This window comes from Pseudomonas mendocina (assembly GCF_003008615.1).
GTDB classification, from domain to species: Bacteria; Pseudomonadota; Gammaproteobacteria; order Pseudomonadales; family Pseudomonadaceae; genus Aquipseudomonas; species Aquipseudomonas mendocina_C.
Map to the genome: position 1 here is coordinate 2,534,448 of NZ_CP027657.1, position 20,416 is coordinate 2,554,863.

Below are 20,416 nucleotides of genomic sequence, written 5' to 3' on the forward strand. Positions count from 1 at the left end.
GGCTGGCATTACTCGATATTCTGAACCTGCTCGCGCATCTGCTCGATCAACACTTTCAGGTTGACGGCGGCCTGCGTGCTACGCGGGTCGAAGGCCTTGGAGCCGAGGGTGTTGGCTTCGCGGTTGAGTTCCTGCATCAGGAAGTCCAGGCGCCGACCGGCGGCGCCGCCGGCCTTGAGCACGCGACGCACTTCGCTGACGTGAGTGCTGAGACGATCCAGCTCTTCGGCCACGTCGCTCTTCTGCGCGAGCAGAACCAGCTCCTGCTCCAGGCGTTGCGGGTCGAGTTCGGCCTGCATCTCGGCAAAGCGGGTTTCGATCTTCTGGCGTTGCCCGGCGAGCATCTGCGGCACCAGTTGGCGCAGGGCAGCGACTTCGTCGAGGATGCTGTCGAGGCGCTCGTTGAGCAGCTTGGCCAGCTCCGCGCCTTCACGGGCGCGGCCGGCCTTGAGTTCGTCCAGCGCCTGATCGAACAGCTTCAGTGCGGCGGCATTCAGCGCCTGTGGATCAGCCGAGTCGGCGACCAGCACGCCGGGCCAGGCCAGCACTTCCAGCGGGTTGAGGGGTGCTGGCTGCTGAATCAGTGCAGCGACCTGCTCGGCCGCAGTGATCAGTTGGCGCGCGCGCTCGCTGTCGACTTGTAGTGGCTTGCCGGCACTTTCTTCGGCGAAGCGCAGGGTGCATTCCACCTTGCCGCGCGACAGGCCCTGGCGCAGGGCTTCGCGTACGGCGCCTTCGAGGTCGCGGAAGGCTTCCGGCAGGCGCAGGTGCGGCTCCAGGTAGCGATGATTGACCGAGCGCAGTTCCCAGCTCAGGGTGCCGTGGGCGGTTGCCTGCTCGTTGCGGGCAAAGGCCGTCATGCTGTGAACCATGGGATACCTCGCGGAAGTCGGCTCGAAAAACGCAGGATTGTAGCGCAGTGAACCGACCCTACCCAATTCGGCATGTCGCCGCAGCCGCCCCGCCCCTATAATGCGGACTGTTTTCACTTAATGAAGTAGGTATCGCTCGATGAAACGTCCCAGTGGCCGCGCCGCCGATCAGTTGCGCTCGATTCGCATCACCCGCAACTACACCAAGCACGCCGAGGGCTCGGTGCTGGTGGAGTTCGGCGATACCAAGGTGATTTGCACCGTCAGCGTCGAGTCGGGCGTGCCGCGCTTCCTCAAGGGCCAGGGCCAGGGTTGGCTGACCGCTGAGTACGGCATGCTGCCGCGCGCCACCGGCGAGCGTAACCAGCGCGAAGCCAGCCGTGGCAAGCAGGGTGGCCGTACCCTGGAGATTCAGCGCCTGATCGGCCGTTCGCTGCGCGCGGCACTGGACATGAGCAAGCTGGGCGAGAACACCCTGTACGTCGATTGTGACGTGATCCAGGCTGACGGTGGCACTCGCACCGCTTCGATCACTGGCGCCATGGTGGCGCTGATCGATGCCCTGAAAGTGCTGAAGAAGCGTGGCGCATTGAAGGGCGAGCCGCTCAAGCAGATGATCGCGGCGGTGTCGGTCGGCATCTACCAGGGCGAGCCGGTGCTGGATCTGGATTACCTGGAAGACTCTACCGCCGAGACCGACCTCAACGTGGTGATGACCAATGCCGGCGGCTTCATCGAAGTGCAGGGCACCGCCGAAGGCGCACCGTTCCAGCCTGATGAGTTCAACGCCATGCTGGCCCTGGCGCAGAAGGGCATGAACGAGATCTTTGAACTGCAGAAGGCCGCTCTGGTCGACTGAGCCTTAAACCGCGCAAGGAGCACCCGCATGAACGACGATATGCAAAACCCGGTTCCGACGCCCAGCCATGAGGCGCGTCAGTGGGCGATGTTCTGTCACTTCGCCGCCTTTCTTGGGCTGGTGTTCCCCTTCGGCAATCTGCTCGGCCCGCTGATCGTGTGGCAGATCAAGAAGGATCTGGATCCCTTCGTCGACGCGCAGGGCAAGGAAGCGTTGAACTTTCAGATCAGCGTGGCGCTGGCCGCCGTCGTCTGCTTCATCCTGATGGTGGTGGTGATTGGCTTCCCGCTACTGATGCTGTTGGGGCTGGCTGCGCTGGTTCTGACCATCATTGCCGGGATCAAGGCCAACGAAGGGCAGAATTATCGCTACCCATTCAGTTGGCGGCTGGTGAAGTAGGACATGTACATCGAGAGGGTCTACGGCCCTCTGATCTGAACAGGGAAGGTGAAAGACAATGAATGTACGGGTTCTGCTCGCCGCGTTGCTGTGCATGGCCATTGGCGGATGCGGCGAGGCCGCTGGTGGCCTTGCCGAGCAGGCGCAGTTGCAGGTGCTGAGGGTCGAAGCCGAGCGCCTCCACGATGATGGGCAGTCCGAGCAGGCGATCGCCAAGTTCGAGAAGCTGGTGGCGAGCCCGGCGGCGAGCGATGCGCAGAAGGCCTATGCCTTGCGCTATATCTCGCTGGGTTACTACGAGCTGGGTGACTATCCGCGTTCCGGTGAATACGCCGCCAAGGCTGCAGCGTTCTATCCCGAGGGTTCCTACGACTATCTGGTGAACATGGCGGATGCCGAGCTGATGTTGGGCAAGGTGCCTGAGGCGGTGGTGCGGCTGGAGCAGGCGATCGCCCTGGCGCCGCGCAATCTGGCGGCCAACAATGTGCTGGGGCTGGTTTATCTCGGGGATAACGGCGAGCAGTACGTCGACTACCGCAAGGCGCTGATCTACAACCAGGCTGCCTACGAGATCGAACCGGGGCGCATCACCGAGATCGTCCTCGTGCGGAACCTGCTTGCCTTGCAGGAGTACGAGCAGGCCAGAACCCATCTGCTCGACTTGAACCAGCGTTACGCCGACGACGAGCATGTGCAGCACCTGCTGGCGCAAGCGGAGGCGGGTTTGGCTCAGATGCAAGAGTGACGCGGCGGATACAAAAAAGCCGGCGAAATGCCGGCTTTTTCATGGGTGTCGATCAGACGCTGAGAATCCAGTCGTAGTCGACGATCAGCGGCGCATGCTGGGAGAAGCGCGGCTGACGCGGCAGGCGGGCGCTGCGAACGCTGCGGCGCATGCCCGGAGTGAGCAACTGGTAGTCGAAGCGGTAGCCCAGGTTGAGCATTTCCGCCTGCTCGTTATCCGGCCACCAACTGAACTGGTCGCCTTCGCGGCTGACTTCGCGCAGGGCGTCGACATAGCCCATGTTGCCGACCACCTCATCCATCCAGGCGCGCTCAGGTGCCAGGAAGCCGGGTGATTGCTGGCAGTCGCGCCAGTTCTTCACGTCCATCTTCTGGTGTGCCACGTGCAGCGAGCCGCAGTAGATGTACTCGCGTCGTTTGCGCCGTTGCTTGTCCAGATAGTGGGTGAAGTCGTCCATGAACTTGAATTTCTGATTCAAGCTCTCGTCACCGTCCCGGCCCGATGGCAGGAGCAGACTGGCAATACTTACCTTGTCGAAATCGGCCTGCAGGTAGCGCCCGTAGCGGTCGGCCATTTCAAAGCCGAGGCTGCTGATTACCGCCTTGGGTTGCAACCGCGAGTAAAGTGCCACGCCGCCTTGGCTGGGTACTTCTGCATCGCATGCATAGAGGAAATAGCCATCCAGTTGGAAGGCTTGGTCGTCCAGTTCAAAGGCGGAGGCGCGGGTGTCCTGCAGGCAGATCACGTCGGCATTCTGGGCTTGTAACCAGCTGAGCAAACCTCGCTCGGCCGCAGCCTGAATACCATTCACGTTCACACTGATGATCCGCATAAATGGCCCCCAAAAACACATGCATGTATGATACCCGAGCTCACCTCAATTAGCTAAATCCGTGCCGCCCGAGACTTTTCATGCAAGCGTACCAGCGTGATTTCATCCGTTTTGCCATCGAGCGCGGGGTTCTGCGTTTCGGCCAGTTCACCCTCAAGTCCGGGCGTACCAGCCCCTACTTCTTCAATGCCGGTCTGTTCGACAGTGGTCTGGCACTGGCGCAACTGGGGCGCTTCTATGCGGCTGCCATCGTCGATAGCGGCATCGACTTCGACGTGCTGTTCGGCCCGGCCTACAAAGGCATTCCGCTGGCGGCGACCACTGCAGTGGCGCTGGCCGAGCATCATCAGCGTGATCTGCCCTGGTGCTTCAACCGCAAGGAAGCCAAGGATCATGGCGAAGGTGGCACCCTGGTCGGTGCGCCGCTCAAGGGCCGCGTACTGATCGTCGATGACGTGATCACTGCCGGCACCGCGATTCGTGAGGTCATGCAGATCATCCAGGGCCAGGGCGCCCAGGCTGCCGGCACACTGATTGCGCTGAACCGCCAGGAGCGTGGTCAGGGCGAGCTGTCCGCCATTCAGGAAGTCGAGCGCGATTTCGGCATGCCGGTAGTGAGCATCGTGTCACTCGAACAGGTACTGGAATATCTGGCAGGGGATGCTGAACTGAAGCAATATCTGCCGGCCGTCGAAGCCTATCGTGCCGAGTACGGAATCTAGCCCTAGCACAAGGTAGTCCTATGCCTGCACCGCTCCTGACCCGCTGTACGCTGCTCTGTAGCCTGCTGCTGCCGTTGTCTGGAGTGGCTGCCGAACTGTATCGCTACGTCGACGACAAGGGTGTGACGGTGCTCAGTCGCCAGGGCGTGCCGCCTGAGTTCATCGGCAAGGGTTACGAGGTGCTCAACGATCAGGGCCGTGTGGTGCGGGTGATTCCGCCTGCGCCGACGCCGGAAGAATTCGCTCGTATGCAGGCGGACAAGGCCCGCGCCAGCAGCGATGCCCAACTGCTGCGCCTGTACACCAACCTCGATGATGTCGACCGCGCCCGCGAACGCAAGCTGGCCGAGCTCGACAGCGTCACCAGCGTCGCGCGTGGCAACCTGCAGTCGGTGCGCACCCAGCAGGCCAACCTGCAGAGCCAGGCCGCCGATCACGAGCGTGCCGGGCGCCAGGTGCCGGAACAGCTGCTGGCGCAGATCAACAACCTCAAGGACGAGCAGCAGCGCCTGCTGCGTGATATCGCCCGTTATAAAGAAGCACGCACTCAGGCCGAGGCCGGTTTTGCCGCGGATCGCGCGCGCCTGGCTGAGTTGTTCGGCGAGCAATAGGGCGTACCGGGACGCCGGCCGCTCGTAGCGTAGCGAACAGCCCGCCGGTTCGGTGTCCACCGCCATTTCACGGTGTACTGCTTCGCGAGTCCGGCTTACGCGCCGTCCGGTGTCGTCCCTTCGAACCCCAGGATCTTTTCCCTGAGCCACTGCGGCAGCGGTGCGCTGCTGCGTGTTGCGCCGTCAGCGTGCACGTAGACGATCTCGCTACTGGTCAGCAATTCGCCGTTGCGCCAGATGCCGTGGGCGAACGTCAGGCTCGAGCGGCCCAGGCGCGCGCTGCGGATACCGATCTGCAACAGGTCGTCGAAGCGCGCTGGCGCACGGTATTCGAGCAGGGTGCGAATGGCGAAGAAGTCGCCGCCGTCCTGTGCCAGATCGCCCGGATAGGCGACGCCCAGCGCGCGGAAGTACTCGGTGATGGCAACGTCGGCGTAGGTCAGATAGTGGCCGTTGAAGACGATGCTCTGCGGATCGACTTCGGCCCAGCGCACACGCAAGGCGTGAAAGAAGGTGAACTGGCTGGCCTCGGGCAGGCTGCTCATGGGCTTTCCTCGATGAAGGTTGCCTGGCGGGCGTGCGTGTTGGGCAGGATTGCGGCAAGTCCGAGTTGGCGCGCGGATGGCCTGCGATAAACGTGCTCGATGGCCGGCGTCATCTCGTAGGGTGCGCCGTGCGCACTGCTTTGACGGTGCGCTTGCAATACCCTCTCCCAGAGGGAGAGGGTCATCAGAAGGCCGCGTAGCGGCCGCTGTTCAAGGGCGCTTGCGATTGCTGATCATGGTGCCGTTGCCGATATCGGTGAAGATTTCCAGCAACACCGCATTGGGCACACGGCCATCGATGATGTGCGAGCTGGTCACGCCACCCTGCACCGCTTCCAGGGCGCATTTGATCTTCGGCAGCATGCCGCCATAGATGGTGCCGTCGGCGATCAGCTCGTTGACCTGTTCGGTGTTCAGGCCGGTGAGCACGTCGCCCTGCTTGTTCATCAGGCCGGCGATGTTGGTCAGCAGCATCAGCTTCTCGGCTTTCAGCGCCTCGGCCACCTTGCCGGCCACCAGATCTGCGTTGATGTTGTAGGACTCACCGTCCGGGCCGACGCCGATGGGCGCGATGACCGGGATGAAGTCGCCCTTGACCAGCATGTTGAGCAGGTCGGTGTTGACTCCGGTGACCTCGCCGACATGACCGATGTCGATGATTTCCGGCTGGGTCATCTCCGGCGTCTGGCGGCTGACTTTGAGCTTCTTCGCGCGGATCAGGCCAGCGTCCTTGCCGGTCAGGCCAATGGCGCTGCCGCCATGCTGGTTGATCAGATTGACGATGCTCTTGTTGACCTGACCGCCGAGAACCATTTCCACCACGTCCATGGTGGCGGTATCGGTGACGCGCATGCCGTCGATGAAGTGGCTCTCGATGCTCAGGCGCTTGAGCAGATCACCGATCTGCGGGCCGCCGCCGTGCACCACCACCGGGTTGATGCCGACAGCCTTCATCAGCACGATGTCGCGGGCGAAGCCCTGCTTGAGCTCCTCGCTTTCCATGGCGTTGCCGCCGTACTTGATCACCAGGGTCTTGCCGACGAAGCGGCGAATGTAGGGCAGGGCTTCGGACAGTACCTTGGCAACCTGTGCGGCGGCGTCACGCTCGAGGGTCATGCAGGGGGGCTCCTGGAACAAATCGGTCAAAAGGGCAGTTGCAGGTCGGGGACGATCTTGAGCAGTTGCGCGCGGAACACATCCTGGATGCGCTCCAGCTCTTCCTGGGTTTCGGCTTCGAAGCGCAGCACCAGCACCGGCGTGGTGTTGGAGGCGCGGATCAGGCCCCAGCCCTTGGGATAGTCGACGCGTACACCGTCGATGCTGGTGATGTTCGCCTCGCCCCACTGGCCCTCGCGCTGCAGGCGTTCGATCATGCCGAACTTGGTTTGCTCGGTGACCTTGATGTTGATTTCCGGCGTGGAAATGTCGTTGGGGAAGGCGCTGAACACCTGCTCGGCGTTGCGCTTTTCAAGGCTGAGGATTTCCAGCAGACGGGCCGCGCTGTAGATGCCGTCGTCGAAACCGTACCAGCGCTCCTTGAAGAAGATGTGGCCGCTCATTTCGCCAGCCAGCAGGGCACCGGTTTCCTTCATCTTCTTCTTGATCAGCGAGTGACCGGTCTTCCACATCACCGGGCGACCGCCGTAGCCGCTGATCAGCGGGGTCAGGCGACGGGTGCATTTGACGTCGAAGATGATGTCGGCGCCGGGGTTGCGCGAGACCACGTCCTTGGCGAACAGCATCAGCAGGCGGTCGGGGTAGACGATGTTGCCGGTGTTGGTCACCACGCCGACGCGGTCGCCGTCGCCGTCGAAGGCCAGGCCCAGGTCGGCGTTCTCGGATTTGACGCGGGCGATCAGGTCGACCAGGTTCTCCGGTTTGCCCGGATCCGGGTGGTGGTTGGGGAAGGTGCCGTCCACTTCGCAGAACAATGGAATCACACTGCAGCCCAGGGCTTCGATCAGTTGCGGGGCGATCACGCCGGCGGCGCCGTTGCCGCAGTCGACTACCACGCGCAGCGGTTTGGCCAGGGCGATGTCGTCACGGATGGTCTTGAAGTAGCGTTGCAGGACGTCGACCTGCTGCACGCTGCCAACGCCGCTGGCCAGGTCGTTGTTATCCAGGCGCGTCTTCAGCGCGAGGATCTGTTCGTTGGCCAGGGTGTCGCCGGCGATGATGATCTTGAATCCGTTGTAGTCCGGCGGGTTGTGACTGCCGGTGAGCATGACCGCCGAGCGGCCTTCCAGCACGTTGGCAGCGAAGTACACCACCGGGGTCGGCACCATACCGATATCGGTGACTTCGCAGCCGCAGTCGAGCAGGCCTTGTACCAGCTGTTGCAGCAGTTCGGGGCCGGACAGGCGGCCATCACGGCCGACGATGACCTTGGGTTCGCCCTGAGCCAGGCTCTGCGAGCCGATGGCACGGCCGATCCAGTAGGCATACTCGGCGGTCAGGGTGTCGCCGACCACGCCACGAATATCGTAGGCGCGGAAAATATCGGCGGGAAGTTTCGGGGCGCTTTGGCGGTTGCTCATTGCGGGGCTCTGCTCCAGTCCCAGGAGATCCTGGTCTTCATCGAGAATGTCGATATCGAGGATATCGGTGTCCTGAAACAGCGGGTCGACCAGCTCCGCCGGTTTGGCTGCCGGCTGAGCGGCGGGGGCCGCGGCTGTTCCTTTAACGGGGGTACTGCTGCCTTCAGGGCTGCTGCGACGTGGCAGTCGCGCCAGGCTCTGGGCCAGGGCATCAAGCGCCGGTACGCTGAGGCTGAAGGCTTTGACGTTCTTACCGGCGGAGAGTTCTTTGAGCATTTGCCCAAGCTGCTGGGCATCGCCATTGACCCGCCGTTGCAGAGCGCCCTGCACCAGAATCAGGCCGATCAGGGCGCCGCCGAATGCCAGCAGCGCCGCGAGGCCAAGCATCGGCAGCGGAATGCTGTCCTGTGCCAGACCGGGGCCAGGGGTGAAACTCACCTTCCAGTAGGGGTTGCCGGTGGCAAAGGTTTGCGCCGCGCCGTCGCCAGGCTGACCGCGTTGCAGCAGCACCTGCGCCGGGGTGTTGGCGAACTGTTGCACCAGTTGCACCTGGCCGTACTCGTCAGGAAGCGCTGGCAGGGCCGCCAGCAGGCGTTGCAGGTCGAAGGCCAGCATGAGCGTGCCCTGGGCCGGCTGGCTGTCGCTGACGCGCAGCACCACGGCGTTGTAGGCCAGCCAGCGCTGACCGACGCGATAGGCTTCGACCGCCGGTTGCTGGCCGCTTTCGGCGCGGCGCAGCATGTCCAAGCCGGCGAAGTTCATCGGCGCGGCGCGAGTGGTGTTCTGCACGGCTTCACCGCGGCGGTTGAGGTGGGCATCAATCACTCCATCCCAATAGCCCAGGCGCCGTTCGGCCTCGCTGACCTGCAGGCTGTCGCCGCTCTGCAGCGCCTGCAGCAGTTCCGGGTTGCGCGCCGCCGCGAGACTGTCGGCCTGCAGTTGCTTGAGTGCTTGTTGCACCGCGGCGGCCTGGTTGCTGCCGATGGCCTGGGTCAGCTGCGCCTGGCGCGCCTGATTGCCGCTGCTATCGATGAACCACAGCAGCGCGCCGCCTGCGCCGACGCCGAGCAGTGCGGCCAGCAGGCCAGGCAGGAGCGGGCCCAGCGAGGGTTTGGCGGCCGGGCTCTTGGGTTTGCTCTGCACCAGGCTGGCGGCGGGGTCGGCTTCCTTGGCGCTACGCTTGAAGAGTTTCACGTCGGTGCTCCTCGGCGGGTCGTCCTGTGGTGGGATGAATCAGTGGCTACCGGAATGGCCGAAGCCGCCAGCGCCGCGTTGGGTCTCGTCGAACTGTTCGACCAGCTCGAAATGCGCCTGCACCACGGGCACCAGCACCAACTGCGCGATGCGCTCGCCGATGGCGATAGTGAAAGGCGTCTGGCCGCGATTCCAGCACGACACCATCAGCTCGCCCTGGTAGTCCGAGTCGATCAGGCCGACCAGGTTGCCGAGGACGATGCCGTGTTTGTGGCCCAGGCCCGAGCGCGGCAGGATCAGCGCGGCCAGGCCGGGGTCGCCGATGTAGATCGACAGGCCAGTTGGAATCAGTACCGTCTGACCCGGCTCGAGGACGATCTCTTCCTTGAGCATGGCGCGCAGGTCGAGGCCGGCCGAACCGGGCGTGGCGTATTGCGGCAGCGGGAATTCCTGGCCGAGGCGGGGGTCGAGGATCTTGGCTTGCAGAGCGTGCATGGTCAGTTCTTGTTCAGTCGTTCGGCGATAAGGGTGATCAACTGGCGGGCGATCTTGCCCTTGCTGGTCTGGGCGAAGCTGGTTTGCTGCAGCCCACGGTCGATCACGGTGATGGCGTTCTCTTCACTATTGAAGCCGATGCTGGGGTTGGCCACATCATTGGCCACGATCAGATCGAGATTCTTGTCGCGCAGTTTGCGCGAGGCGTATTCCAGCAGGTTCTCGGTTTCGGCGGCGAAGCCCACGCTGAACGGGCGATCCTCGCGGCCGGCGATGGTGGCGAGGATATCCGGGTTGCGCACCATTTGCAGGAGCATCCCTTCACCGTTGGTGGGGTCTTTCTTCAATTTGTGCTGGGCGACCACTTCCGGGCGGTAGTCGGCCACCGCGGCGGCGGCGATCAGCACGTCGCAGGGCATGGCCGCTTCGCAGGCGGCGAGCATGTCGCGGGCACTGACCACATCGATGCGGTCAACCCGATCCGGGGTCGGCAGGTGTACCGGGCCACTGACCAGAGTGACCTTGGCGCCTGCTTCGGCGGCGGCCTCGGCCAGGGCGAAACCCATCTTGCCGGAGCTGTGGTTGGTGATGTAACGCACCGGGTCGATGTTTTCCTGGGTCGGGCCGGCGGTAATCAGGATATGCAGGCCGTCCAGCGCCTGGCGCTGGAAGCAATCGGCGGCCAGGTGAGCCAGGTCGTTGGGTTCGAGCATGCGGCCGAGGCCGACGTCGCCGCAGGCCTGGCTGCCGGATGCCGGGCCGAACAGGCGCATGCCGCGCTGCTGCAATAGTTCCAGGTTGGCTTGCGTGGCCTCGTCGCGCCACATCGCCTGGTTCATTGCCGGAGCCAGGGCGACGGGGGCGTCGGTGGCCAGTACCAGAGTGGTCAGCAGGTCGTTGGCCACACCCTGGGCCAGACGCGCGATCAGGTCGGCGGTGGCAGGGGCGATGAGGATCAGGTCAGCCCAGCGCGCCAGCTCGATATGCCCCATCGCCGCTTCGGCGGCCGGGTCGAGCAGGTCGAGGTGCACGGGGTGGCCGGAAAGCGCCTGCAGGGTCAGCGGGGTGATGAACTCGCGTCCGCCCTGGGTCATCACCACACGGACTTCGGCGCCTTGATCCTTGAGTCGGCGAACCAGTTCGGCGCTCTTGTAGGCAGCAATACCGCCCCCGACGCCGACGATGATGCGTTTGCGATACAGCCGCTGCATAGGCCTGCCTTTTATATACCGGTGGATGTGCGCCACGTGACCAACGCCTCCCCAGGCCGGCCCCGTGTAAAAAGATGGGCTACGATAGCACAGCGCCCGCAGCGGATCAGCGGGCGTATGGCTCGACATGGAGGTGACACATGAGCATTCGCGATTGGCCCGCGGCGGAGCGTCCGCGGGAGAAACTGTTGGAGCAAGGTGCGGCGTCGCTGACCGATGCCGAGTTGCTGGCGATCTTCCTGCGTACCGGGGTGACCGGCAAGAGCGCGGTGGATTTGGCGCGGCACCTGCTGGGCGAGTTCGGTAGCCTGCGAACCCTGCTGGAGGCCGATCTGGCAGGCTTCAGCCAGCACCTGGGCCTGGGGCCAGCCAAGTACGCACAACTGCAGGCGGTGCTGGAGATGTCGCGGCGGCATCTGGCCGAACGCCTGCGCCGTGATTCGGCGCTGGAAAGCCCGCAGGCCGTGCGTGATTACCTCAAGGCGCAGCTGCGTCACGAGCCGCACGAGGTATTCGGTTGTCTGTTTATGGATGCCAAGCATCGCGTGCTGGCCTTCGAGGTGCTGTTTCGCGGCAGCATCGACAGCGCCAGCGTTTATCCGCGGCAGGTGGTCAAACGTTCGCTGGCCAACAATGCGGCAGCCGTCATCCTTACCCATAACCACCCATCGGGTGTCTCGGAGCCCAGCCAGGCCGACCGCGTACTGACCCAGCGGCTCAAGGATGCGCTGGCGTTGGTGGAGGTGCGGGTGCTCGATCACTTCATCGTCGGTGATGGTGAGCCGCTGTCCATGGCCGAGCTGGGGTGGATGTAGCCGTCAGAGGTGCTCGGCTCGCGCCTTGATGTTGCTGAGTATGCGCCGACGGATCAATCCGCTGACTGGGCGGATGGCCAGCCAGTAAGGTGTGAATGCCAGGCGACTGGCGCGATCCGGACAATGCACGCGGGTTTCCGTGATCAGTCGGGTGTTGCCGTCGGTGGCCGGTTCGCATCGGAAGCCCAGCAGCAGTCGGGCCACGCCGGGTTCGTTGAATCCACGAAAGGTCTCACCATCCGCACACGGCAGCAGGCCGAAGTCGCTGCGCCAGAAACGGCCGATCAAGCCGTAGGCCGCCTGGTCGGCATCGCGTGCCAACAGGCTGAACGAATGCATGCCGAACCTGGGCGTGTGCTGCAGGGCGTTACGCAGCCCCAGCTTGAGCGCCAGGCGGGCCGGTGCCTCACGCAGTTGCAGGCAGCGGCGGATCAGCGGGTCGTCCTCGGCGTCCAGCGTGGCGACGGTATCGAGGATGGCGCCCGGCGTTGCGCCGATGTCCAACTGATGGCGCTCGCTGAACTGATACTCGGGCAGCAGCCGTGCGGCGAGGCTCAGAATGCCACCCGTGAGAAGTCCTGGCGGCCGAACGGGCTGACCTTGTAGCCCTGCACCTTGTCGCTGAGCAGCGCGAAGGCGGTGGGGTGGGCCAGCGGCAGCCACAGCGCCTGTTCCTGAATGATCTTCTGCGCTTCGTGATACAGGCGGATGCGCTCTGCCTGGTCGCTGCTGGCCTTGCCGTCGGCGATGAGTTTGTCCAGCGTTTCATCGCAGTAACGGGCGAAGTTGAGGCCGGACTCCACCGACGCGCAAGAGAATTGCGGCGTGAGGAAGTTGTCCGGGTCGCCGTTGTCACCGGCCCAGCCCATGAACAGCAGGTCGTGCTCGCCGGCCTTGGCGCGGCGGATCAGCTCACCCCACTCGATCACGCGGATTTCGGCAGCGACCCCGATCTTCGCCAGGTCGGCTTGCAGCAGTTGTGCGCCAAGGTTGGGGTTGGGGTTGAGCAGGCTGCCGGACGGACGTGTCCAGATGGTGGTCTTAAAACCGTCGGGCAGGCCTGCTTCGGCGAGCAGGGCGCGGGCTTTTGCGGGATCATGGGCATAGCCGGGCAGATCCTTGGCGTAGCTCCAGGTATTGGCCGGGTAGGGGCCTTGCGCCGGCTCGGCGCTGCCCTCGAACACGGCCTTGACGTAGCTGGCCTTGTCGAAGGCCAGGTTGATCGCCTGGCGTACCTGCGGTTTGTCGAGCGGCGCATGCTGGCTGTTGATGCCGACGAAGGCGGTCATGAAGGCTGCAGTCTGCTCGCTCTTGAGCTTGGCGTCGCCGGCGATGGCCTGCACGTCCTGCGGTTTTGGCGACAGGGCAATCTGGCATTCGCCGCGGCGCAGGCGCTGCAGGCGTACGTTGCTGTCCGGGGTAATGGCGAAGATCACGCGATCCACGCCTGGTTTGCCAGCGAAGTAATCCGGGTTGGCGCGGTAGCGCACGGCGGCGTCCTTCTGGTAACGCTCGAAGACGAACGGGCCGCTGCCCACTGGCGCACTGTTGAGCTTCTGCGGCGTACCAGCGGCGAGTAGCTGGGCGGCGTATTCGGCCGGATAGATCGAGGCGAAGCCCATGCTCAGCGTGGCGAGGAAGGTGGCGTCGCGGCGGTTCAGGGTGATGCGCACGCTGTGTGCATCCGGGGCTTCGATCTTGGCGATCAGGCTTGGCCACTGCATCGACTGGGCGTGGGGATAGCCGCTGGCGGCGACCTGGTGCCAGGGATGTTGCGGGTCGAGCATGCGTTGGAAGCTGAACAGCACGTCTTCGGCGGCCAGCTTGCGGCTGGGCTTGAAGTCGGCGCTCTGGTGGAACGGCACGTCGTCACGCAACTGGAAGTCGTAGACCAGGCCATCTTCGGAGACCGACCAACTGCTCGCCAGGCTTGGCAGCAGCTTGCCCTGTTCGGCATCGAACTCCACCAGGCGATTCATCAACATGTCGGCCGAGGCATTGGTGGTAGTCAGCGAGTTGTACTGCACCACGTCGAAGCCCTCAGGGCTGGCTTCGGTGCAAACACTGAGGGTGGCAGCCTGGGCCAGGATCGGGGTGCACAAGAGAGTGGCGAGTAGCAGGCGCATGGAGAGCTCCTTATATCCGGGGGCCGGTACGCCGGCGGCAAGCCTCTAACCCTAGTCGATTTGTCGGGCGCTGAATACCGGGGCTAGGCGACGAGCGGTCGATTCTCGTTGGCGGCCTCAAGCCTTGGGCTCTACTGGGTCTGCGGTTTTGCCCGAGTGTTTTATCCTGCGCTTTCCCTTGTTGCACCCAGGGCTTTCTGGTATAAAGCAGCGCTCTTTTCTAGGGGCCCGGTTCTTGTGCTTTGTAGTGCGCCCGGTAAGACCCTCGAGAAACGCGGCGCCGAGCGCCAATGACATTGAGTTTAAGCGGCCAACCCATGCCGGGTTGGGCATGTGGTTTTAGAGGGCTGAGGCATGTCGAGAGTCTGTCAAGTTACCGGTAAGGGTCCGGTAACAGGGAACAACATTTCCCACGCAAACAACAAAACCCGTCGTCGTTTCCTGCCGAACCTGCAGCACCATCGCTTCTGGGTCGAGTCCGAGAAGCGCTTCGTGCGTCTGCGCGTATCTGCCAAAGGCATGCGCGTTATCGACAAGCGTGGCATCGACGTAGTGCTGGCTGAGCTGCGCGCTCGCGGCGAAAAGGTTTAAGGAGAGAGTCATGCGTGAACTGATCCGTTTGGTGTCCAGCGCCGGTACCGGCCACTTCTACACCACCGACAAGAACAAGCGCACCACCCCCGACAAGATCGAAATCAAGAAATTCGATCCGGTCGTACGTAAGCACGTGATGTACAAGGAAGCCAAGATCAAGTAATTGATCGGCTGCCGTCGAAGAAGCCCGCCCTCACCGGCGGGCTTTTTTGTGCCTGGCATTCTGGATGAACCGTCGCTGCGCAACGGCGGGAGCCGCTCTCTACTCAACTGACACCGAGCAATTTCTTGCGCAGCTCTATCGCATAAGCTGACGTGGTGCAAAGCCTGGGTTTAGACTGCGGCGTTGCCATGGAACTGACTCATCCCTCAGGTTTGTATTGAATGCGGGCGCATGCGGGTTCGGGCACCATTCTTCGTCGTTCGCCAGAGGCACGCATGACCGCTTCAGCTCATTCCGTGGAAGTCCTGATCGCCGAAGCCGATCCCTGGACAGCCAATCTGCTTCAGCAACTGGTGCTGGATATACGCGGCGATGCTCGCGTACTGCGGGTCAGCGATGGCCAGGCGGCACTGGCACGCTGCAAGCGGCGCTTGCCTGATCTGGTGATCGCTGACGGTGAGTTGCCTGGGCTCGACGGTGTCGAACTGCTGCGTCAGCTGCGCCGTCACCCGCGAACGCCAGCGCTGCCTTTCGTGCTGATCAGTGGGCGCCTCGATGCCCGCAGCGTGCGTGCCGCCCGCCCGCTGGCGCCCAGTGCCTACCTGGCCAAACCCTTCAATGCCGAGAGCCTGCGTCAGCGTTTGCGTGGTCTGTTGCCGTCGGCGGATGAGACGGTGCAGGCGCGCCCGGCCTTGCTGCTCAGTGAGCTGCGCGATTTCCTCGATACGGTGCGCGAGGAGGGGCAGGGCGCGCCTTTGCTCAGCGATGTGCGCAACGCCGTCAGCCAGGGCTTGCAGACCGGCGAGCAGGATCTGGGTGAGCTGGAGGCGGTATTCGGCAGTGATCCGCAGATCACCGCGCTGCTGATCGCCGCTGCCAGTAGCGCCGCGCAGCACCAGGGTACGCCCTGTCAGACGTTGGCTCAGGCTTTGCCACGCCTGGGTGTGGCGCGCACGCTCAACCTGGTGCTGGGCCTGGCCTTGCAGCGTAATGCCCAGTTGCGCGACCCGCGATTGGCTGAGTTGGCCGCGCACGCCTGGCAGCGAGCACGGCGCAGCGCCGAACTAGCGCGCTGGTTGGCCGTCGAGCTGAAGCTGGACGCCGAGCTTTGCTACACCGCCGGTCTGCTGCACAACCTGGGCGAACTGGCCCTGCTGCGCAGCCTGCAGGACTGGCAGGAGGCCGGGGGGGAACTGAGCAACGAGCAGATCGAGGATGCCATGCTGCGCCGCTCGGCGAGTTTCGGTTCTGCGTTGCGTATTCGCTGGCGCTTGCCCTTCGGCCTACGCGAGTTGATCGCGGCGTTCTACGGACTGGGCAGTGGAGTGTTCTCGCGCGAGGCTCTGGTGCTCAATCTCAGCGGTCTGCTGCTGGCCCTGCCGAACAGCGAACCGCCAGCCAGTCTGGCCGAAGCGCGCTGCGTACGTATGTTAAGGCTCGATCCGGGTTTGCTGGAGCGTGTGCCGGCGGAGCTCTATCAGGCTTCCTGAGTGCCGTGGCGACGCGCATCGTCGGCCAGTTGTCGCAACGGCTGCGGGCGGCCGACGAAATAGCCCTGCGCGTAGTCGATGCCGAGGCGGCGCAGGCAATCCAGGCTGGCCTGGGTTTCGACGAACTCGGCGACGGTCAGCAGGCCGAGCTGCCCGGCGATCTGCCGCATCGAGCCAACCATGGCCTGGTTGATCGGATCGTGCTCGATGCCGCTGATGAAGCTGCCGTCGATCTTCAGAATGTCCAACGGCAGGTGACGCAGGTAGGCGTAGGAGGCGAAGCCGCTGCCGAAGTCATCCAGGGCGACTTTCAGGCCCTTGCTGCGCAGCTCCTCGATCCACTGTGCGGAAACGCCTAGCTCGCCGAGGGCGACCATTTCCGTGACCTCGATGCACAGTTTGCTGGGCGGCAGACCATGGCGCTGCAGTTCGTCCTGCAGCAGGCGATGGAAGCTGCAGTCGAGCAGTGACCTGGCGCTGAGGTTGACGTTGACCTGGGCCAGTTGCGCCAGGTGACGAGGGTTGGCGGCCAGCCAGGCGCACAGGTTCTGGATCACCCAGCGGTCGATGGCACCGAGGAAATCGTAGCGTGCGGCGGCGTCGAGGAATTGTGCCGGGCTGATCCAGTCGCCGCTCTGTGGGTCGCGGTAGCGCAGCAGCACTTCGTAGTGCAGGCCGCTGGCGGCGCTTTGCAGAGCCTGCACCGGCTGGAAGAACAGCTCGAAGTGTCCTCGCTCGGTGGCTTCGCGCAGGCGGGTGATCCACTGCAGTTGGCGCTGATGTTCGAGCAGTGCACCGTCGGCCGGATTGAACTGCTGTACGCGGTTGCGGCCCTGGTGCTTGGCCAGCTGGCTGGCACTGTTGGCCCAGTTCAGCGCGGTTTCCCAGTCGCGTACGCCGGAGCTGAGGGCGAGCAGTCCGATACTGGCGTGCAGGCGGAACGGCCGGCCTTGCCAGGTGAAGACGAATTGCTCGACTGCACGGCGAAATTGCTCGGCCTGGTTCAGTGCGGCTTCGTCGTCTACTTCACGCAGCAGGATGGCGAATTCGTCGCCGCCGACACGCGCCAGTTCGGCATGGCGTGGCAACTGGTGGCTGAGTTGGCTCGCCAACTGGCGCAGCAGTTGATCCCCAGCGGAATGGCCGCACAGATCGTTTACCTGTTTGAAGCGATCCAGACCCAGATGCAGCAGATGGCTGAAGCGCTGCTTGCTCGTGCCATTGAGGGTATCGGACAGCAGCCTTTCCAGTTCGCGACGGTTGAGCAGGCCGGTCAGGGCATCATGCGCGGCCAGGTGTTGCAGGCGTTCTTCCAGCGCCCGGCGTTCGCTGAGGTCGACCACGATGCCTTCGATGCAATCCTGCTGCGGTCGTGTATGCAGCGATAGATAGATCCAGTGAGCATGCTGTTGCAGGTCATACAGCTGGCACTCGCAGCTGACCGCACCGTTCTCGGCGTCGAGTTGATGCAGGAGGGTGCTCCATTGCTGTTCGCCGAGCAGGCGCTGCAACGGCAAGCCGTTGAGATCGGTTACGGGAGCATCGCCACCGAGCAGACGCTCCAGGCTCGGGTTGGCCTCCAGCAGGCTGCCATCACGTCGGCAGCGAAAGATGCCTTCACCGCTGTGGCGAAACAGCGCCTGGTACTGCTCCAGATTGTCGATGGCCTGTTCCTGACTGCTCAGCAGCACGCGCCGCACGCGCTCCAGCTGTTTGTCGAGCAGGGCGCCGAACAGCAGCATGCTCAATGCCGGCAGGTAGGCGTACAGCGCGTAGAACCCCGCGGGTAGCGGAATTACCCCGGCACGGCTCAGCGGTACCAGCAGCATCAGCACCAGGGCGGCGCTCCAGCACAGCAGATAACCGGGGGCGTAGGGCCGGCGCTGGTAGACGCCAAGCACCATCAGCAGCAACTGGTACAGGCCGGTCGCCAGGGTCAGCAGATTCAGCGTCTGGTAGGCGGCGGGATGTTCGACCAGCAACCCGCCAACGCAGACCAGCAGGGTCGCGGCGAATAGCGCGTCGCGCAGCCAGCGCAGGTGCCCCAGCCGCAGGTTCAGGGCGCTGGCGATGAACAACGAACTGAAGATCATCATCCCCGCCGTTGGCAGGTTGATCAGCAGCTTGGGCAGCACCGTCCACTCTGGCCAGAGCAGCCCGGCCAGGTTGTACAGGCTGGTGTTGTACAGCGCCACGCACAGCGCGGTGAGGCTGAAGTAGGCCAGCTGCGGTTCGCGCAGGGTGCTGTACTTGACCAGATAGAACAGCGCCAGGGCCAGTAGTACGCCGATCAGCAGGCCGCTCTGCAGCCAGCTGTGGGCGATCAGTTGCTGGCCCTGCTCGGCGCCGACCAGTTGCAGGGGCAGGTTGATCGCCGAGTCGCTTTGCACGCGCAGCAGCAGGCTGTAAGGTCCCTCGCCCAGGCGCGGCAGGTTGAGCAGGAACTGTGGATAAGGCTCGCCGCGTTCGGCGAAGGGACGTTGTGCACCGCTGTAAAGAGAACCGAGCGGCGTGTCGCCGTCGAACAGCCAGACTTCCAGATCGTCGAGAAAAGTCTGGCCGATGATCAGTTGCATGCGTTCGGCAGGCGGGGGCTGGATGCGCACCGCCAGCCACCAGGCACTGCGCGAATAGCCGATGCGTGCCGTGCCCTGAACGGCGTGGCCCTCGCTGGCGATGCGTTGCAGCACTTCGCTGGCGGTCAGCTGGGCGCTGGGATCTTCCAGCAGCAGGCTGTGCTCGATGGCCACCGGGCTGGCCAGATCGGCGGCGCTGAGCTGCAGCAACGGCAGCGCATCACCGGCCCGTGCCGTCAGGGCAAAGACCAGGCAGAGCAGAACGATCAATGAGCGGAGCGGGTGAACCATCCAGGGCGGCCTCATGGCTACTACGAGGGCGCCGAAGTCCGGTGACGCAGGAGCGGTCGGGCGCTGGTGAATTCTAGCCGACTACTGGCGCGATGATTGCGCTGCGGGTCTCATCCGCCGGGATGGTGCGACGAATGACCGGTCGCAAGTGCTCTGCCGCCACTGCCGTGCCGCCCGATGCGCCACGGCAGTGGATCGTCGCTCATGCGGTCTGGGTATGCTCGTCCGCTTGCGCCTGCGGGCGGCGTGTCCAGCGGTTGGCGCGGGTGAAGGTGCCGAAGTCGTTGAAGCGCACGCCCATTTCGCGCATCACCCGATGGGCGAAGGGCACGGTCAACTGGCGAAGGTAGAAGGGTTCCTTGACCACGAAGTGGTGGATCGCATGGCTGCTGCCGAAGTTGAAGCAGAACGCCTGCAATGGCCACAGCCACCAGGGGTTGAGCACCTGGGTCTGCTGGATCACGTTGCCCGGCTCGACATCGCCGTAGTAATGCATGTTGGAGCTGACGAAATGCAGGCAGAAGGTCCGCAGCACGTTGGGGCCGACCAGTACCACCACGGCGATGTTCACCACCTGCATGGTCGCCAGCGTACCGGCCGACCAGCTGATAGGGGCACCCAGGGCCGCGCTGGCCCAGTCGAGCAGATGAAAGCCGAGGAACAGGTACCAGGTCGCCCAGTTGAGCAGTCCCAGTGGCGCATAGACCTTCAGCGTGCGGCTCAGGATCATCCGCCGATGCGCCGGATTCTTCGCCCGCAGCCAGCGGATGAAGGAGCTCATCATGTTGTCGCCGACCATCAGCAGGCGGGCGAAGCCCCAGGGCTCGCCATTGGTGATGGCGCGTTCTTCCATGTCGGCTTCGCTGCCGGAAACCTTGTGGTGGTTGAGGTGCAGGTGACGGCGTACCCAGGGGTTGATGGTGCTCGGTCGCGCCAGCCAGACCAGCGTCATCATCAGATTGTGCGGCAGCGCCCGCTTGCGGAAATACATCGAGTGGATCAGGTCGTGCTCCAGCTCGTGGGTCAGCGAGGCGAAGAAGGCATTGAGCAGCAGGCACGCCCACCAGGGCATATGGCCGCCTATGTACAGCGCCGCGGAGCCGATCATGCCGCATAGGGCCAAGGCCAGGATGCCGGCGCCGAGTGCGTCCTGATGCTGCAGGATCGGATAGCGCTGGCGCAGGGCGTTGCCGTGCGCCATCACCTGTTCGCGGATATACGCGGCGCGTTGCTGGTCATTAAGGCTTGCGGGGGAGGGGGACATGCCGACATCCTCTTGTTCTCGGTCTGTGACTTCACTGTGCCGTGACGAACGTCTGATTGCCCGACCCTGCACGCC

General features: G+C 63.9%; 21 protein-coding genes. 9 read left to right on the plus strand and 12 right to left on the minus strand.

Going from position 1 to position 20,416, the window contains the following annotated elements; all coding sequences use genetic code 11:
- Positions 1-8 precede the first annotated feature (8 nt).
- A complete protein-coding gene (locus C7A17_RS11755; RefSeq protein ID WP_106738205.1) occupies positions 9-872 on the minus strand; it encodes a YicC/YloC family endoribonuclease in 864 nt (287 codons plus the stop codon).
- A 139-nt stretch (positions 873-1,011) separates the two neighbouring features.
- Here C7A17_RS11755 and rph point away from each other — a divergent pair, with 139 nt between their 5' ends.
- Genes rph through C7A17_RS11770 form a run of 3 tightly spaced genes read left to right on the plus strand, consistent with a single transcriptional unit; the run spans position 1,012 to position 2,875 of the window.
- Positions 1,012-1,731 (plus strand): ribonuclease PH, encoded by a 720-nt coding sequence (rph, locus tag C7A17_RS11760; protein ID WP_106738206.1) that lies wholly within the window; start codon positions 1,012-1,014, stop codon positions 1,729-1,731.
- 27 nt (positions 1,732-1,758) lie between these two features.
- Complete coding sequence (locus C7A17_RS11765; RefSeq protein WP_106738207.1) at positions 1,759-2,130, plus strand: DUF4870 domain-containing protein; 372 nt, start codon at positions 1,759-1,761, stop codon at positions 2,128-2,130.
- A 58-nt stretch (positions 2,131-2,188) separates the two neighbouring features.
- Positions 2,189-2,875, plus strand: a complete 687-nt coding sequence (locus tag C7A17_RS11770) for a tetratricopeptide repeat protein (protein ID WP_106738208.1) — start codon at positions 2,189-2,191, stop codon at positions 2,873-2,875.
- 52 nt (positions 2,876-2,927) lie between these two features.
- Here C7A17_RS11770 and C7A17_RS11775 read toward each other — a convergent pair whose 3' ends face one another.
- A complete protein-coding gene (locus tag C7A17_RS11775) occupies positions 2,928-3,707 on the minus strand; it encodes an exodeoxyribonuclease III (RefSeq protein WP_106738209.1) in 780 nt (259 codons plus the stop codon).
- Between the two features lie 80 nt (positions 3,708-3,787).
- Here C7A17_RS11775 and pyrE point away from each other — a divergent pair, with 80 nt between their 5' ends.
- The gene (gene pyrE / locus C7A17_RS11780) at positions 3,788-4,429 is read left to right on the plus strand and encodes an orotate phosphoribosyltransferase (RefSeq protein WP_013717752.1); all 642 of its coding nucleotides are present in this window, start codon (positions 3,788-3,790) and stop codon (positions 4,427-4,429) included.
- A gap of 20 nt (positions 4,430-4,449) precedes the next feature.
- Complete coding sequence (locus C7A17_RS11785) at positions 4,450-5,040, plus strand: DUF4124 domain-containing protein (protein WP_106738210.1); 591 nt, start codon at positions 4,450-4,452, stop codon at positions 5,038-5,040.
- Between the two features lie 95 nt (positions 5,041-5,135).
- Here the strand turns inward: C7A17_RS11785 and C7A17_RS11790 are convergent, their stop codons facing one another.
- The 6 genes from C7A17_RS11790 to coaBC all read right to left on the minus strand — a co-directional run bounded on the left by C7A17_RS11790 (position 5,136) and on the right by coaBC (position 11,022).
- On the minus strand, positions 5,136-5,585 hold the full coding sequence (locus C7A17_RS11790) for an acyl-CoA thioesterase (protein ID WP_106738211.1): 450 nt from the start codon (positions 5,583-5,585) through the stop codon (positions 5,136-5,138).
- Positions 5,582-5,770, minus strand: a complete 189-nt coding sequence (locus tag C7A17_RS11795; protein ID WP_106738212.1) for a hypothetical protein — start codon at positions 5,768-5,770, stop codon at positions 5,582-5,584. Before C7A17_RS11795 ends, C7A17_RS11790 begins: the two co-directional genes overlap by 4 nt.
- Before the next feature lie 25 nt (positions 5,771-5,795).
- On the minus strand, positions 5,796-6,701 hold the full coding sequence (argB, locus tag C7A17_RS11800) for an acetylglutamate kinase (RefSeq protein WP_106738213.1): 906 nt from the start codon (positions 6,699-6,701) through the stop codon (positions 5,796-5,798).
- Positions 6,702-6,727: 26 nt separating this feature from the next.
- Positions 6,728-8,122, minus strand: coding sequence for a phosphomannomutase/phosphoglucomutase (gene algC / locus C7A17_RS26915; protein ID WP_199796448.1), 1,395 nt, complete (start codon positions 8,120-8,122; stop codon positions 6,728-6,730).
- A 1,233-nt stretch (positions 8,123-9,355) separates the two neighbouring features.
- Positions 9,356-9,811 (minus strand): dUTP diphosphatase, encoded by a 456-nt coding sequence (gene dut, locus C7A17_RS11810; RefSeq protein ID WP_106738215.1) that lies wholly within the window; start codon positions 9,809-9,811, stop codon positions 9,356-9,358.
- A 2-nt stretch (positions 9,812-9,813) separates the two neighbouring features.
- Positions 9,814-11,022 (minus strand): bifunctional phosphopantothenoylcysteine decarboxylase/phosphopantothenate--cysteine ligase CoaBC, encoded by a 1,209-nt coding sequence (gene coaBC, locus C7A17_RS11815; protein ID WP_106738216.1) that lies wholly within the window; start codon positions 11,020-11,022, stop codon positions 9,814-9,816.
- Positions 11,023-11,162: 140 nt separating this feature from the next.
- On the opposite strand from coaBC, the gene radC reads away from it, so the two are divergent.
- Positions 11,163-11,837, plus strand: a complete 675-nt coding sequence (gene radC / locus C7A17_RS11820) for a RadC family protein (protein WP_106738217.1) — start codon at positions 11,163-11,165, stop codon at positions 11,835-11,837.
- Positions 11,838-11,840: 3 nt separating this feature from the next.
- Here the strand turns inward: radC and C7A17_RS11825 are convergent, their stop codons facing one another.
- Positions 11,841-12,341: a hypothetical protein gene (locus C7A17_RS11825; protein ID WP_234035911.1), complete on the minus strand. Its 501-nt coding sequence runs from the start codon at positions 12,339-12,341 to the stop codon at positions 11,841-11,843.
- Positions 12,342-12,391: 50 nt separating this feature from the next.
- Complete coding sequence (locus tag C7A17_RS11830; RefSeq protein WP_106738218.1) at positions 12,392-13,963, minus strand: ABC transporter substrate-binding protein; 1,572 nt, start codon at positions 13,961-13,963, stop codon at positions 12,392-12,394.
- 354 nt (positions 13,964-14,317) lie between these two features.
- Between C7A17_RS11830 and rpmB the strand changes: the two genes are divergently transcribed.
- The 3 genes from rpmB to C7A17_RS11845 all read left to right on the plus strand — a co-directional run bounded on the left by rpmB (position 14,318) and on the right by C7A17_RS11845 (position 16,210).
- Positions 14,318-14,554 carry a 50S ribosomal protein L28 gene (gene rpmB / locus C7A17_RS11835; RefSeq protein WP_003242523.1) on the plus strand — a complete coding sequence of 79 codons (237 nt, stop codon included), beginning with the start codon at positions 14,318-14,320 and terminating at the stop codon, positions 14,552-14,554.
- A gap of 10 nt (positions 14,555-14,564) precedes the next feature.
- Entirely contained in the window at positions 14,565-14,720 is a 156-nt protein-coding gene (rpmG, locus tag C7A17_RS11840) for a 50S ribosomal protein L33 (RefSeq protein WP_003464575.1), read from the plus strand.
- Between the two features lie 275 nt (positions 14,721-14,995).
- Positions 14,996-16,210, plus strand: coding sequence for an HDOD domain-containing protein (locus C7A17_RS11845; RefSeq protein WP_106738219.1), 1,215 nt, complete (start codon positions 14,996-14,998; stop codon positions 16,208-16,210).
- Here the strand turns inward: C7A17_RS11845 and C7A17_RS11850 are convergent.
- Both C7A17_RS11850 and C7A17_RS11855 read right to left on the minus strand, forming a co-directional pair.
- The gene (locus C7A17_RS11850) at positions 16,198-19,077 is read right to left on the minus strand and encodes an EAL domain-containing protein (protein ID WP_106738220.1); all 2,880 of its coding nucleotides are present in this window, start codon (positions 19,075-19,077) and stop codon (positions 16,198-16,200) included. The genes C7A17_RS11845 and C7A17_RS11850 overlap by 13 nt on opposite strands.
- A 202-nt stretch (positions 19,078-19,279) precedes the next feature.
- Complete coding sequence (locus C7A17_RS11855; RefSeq protein ID WP_106738221.1) at positions 19,280-20,341, minus strand: fatty acid desaturase; 1,062 nt, start codon at positions 20,339-20,341, stop codon at positions 19,280-19,282.
- Between the last annotated feature and the right edge of the window lie 75 nt (positions 20,342-20,416).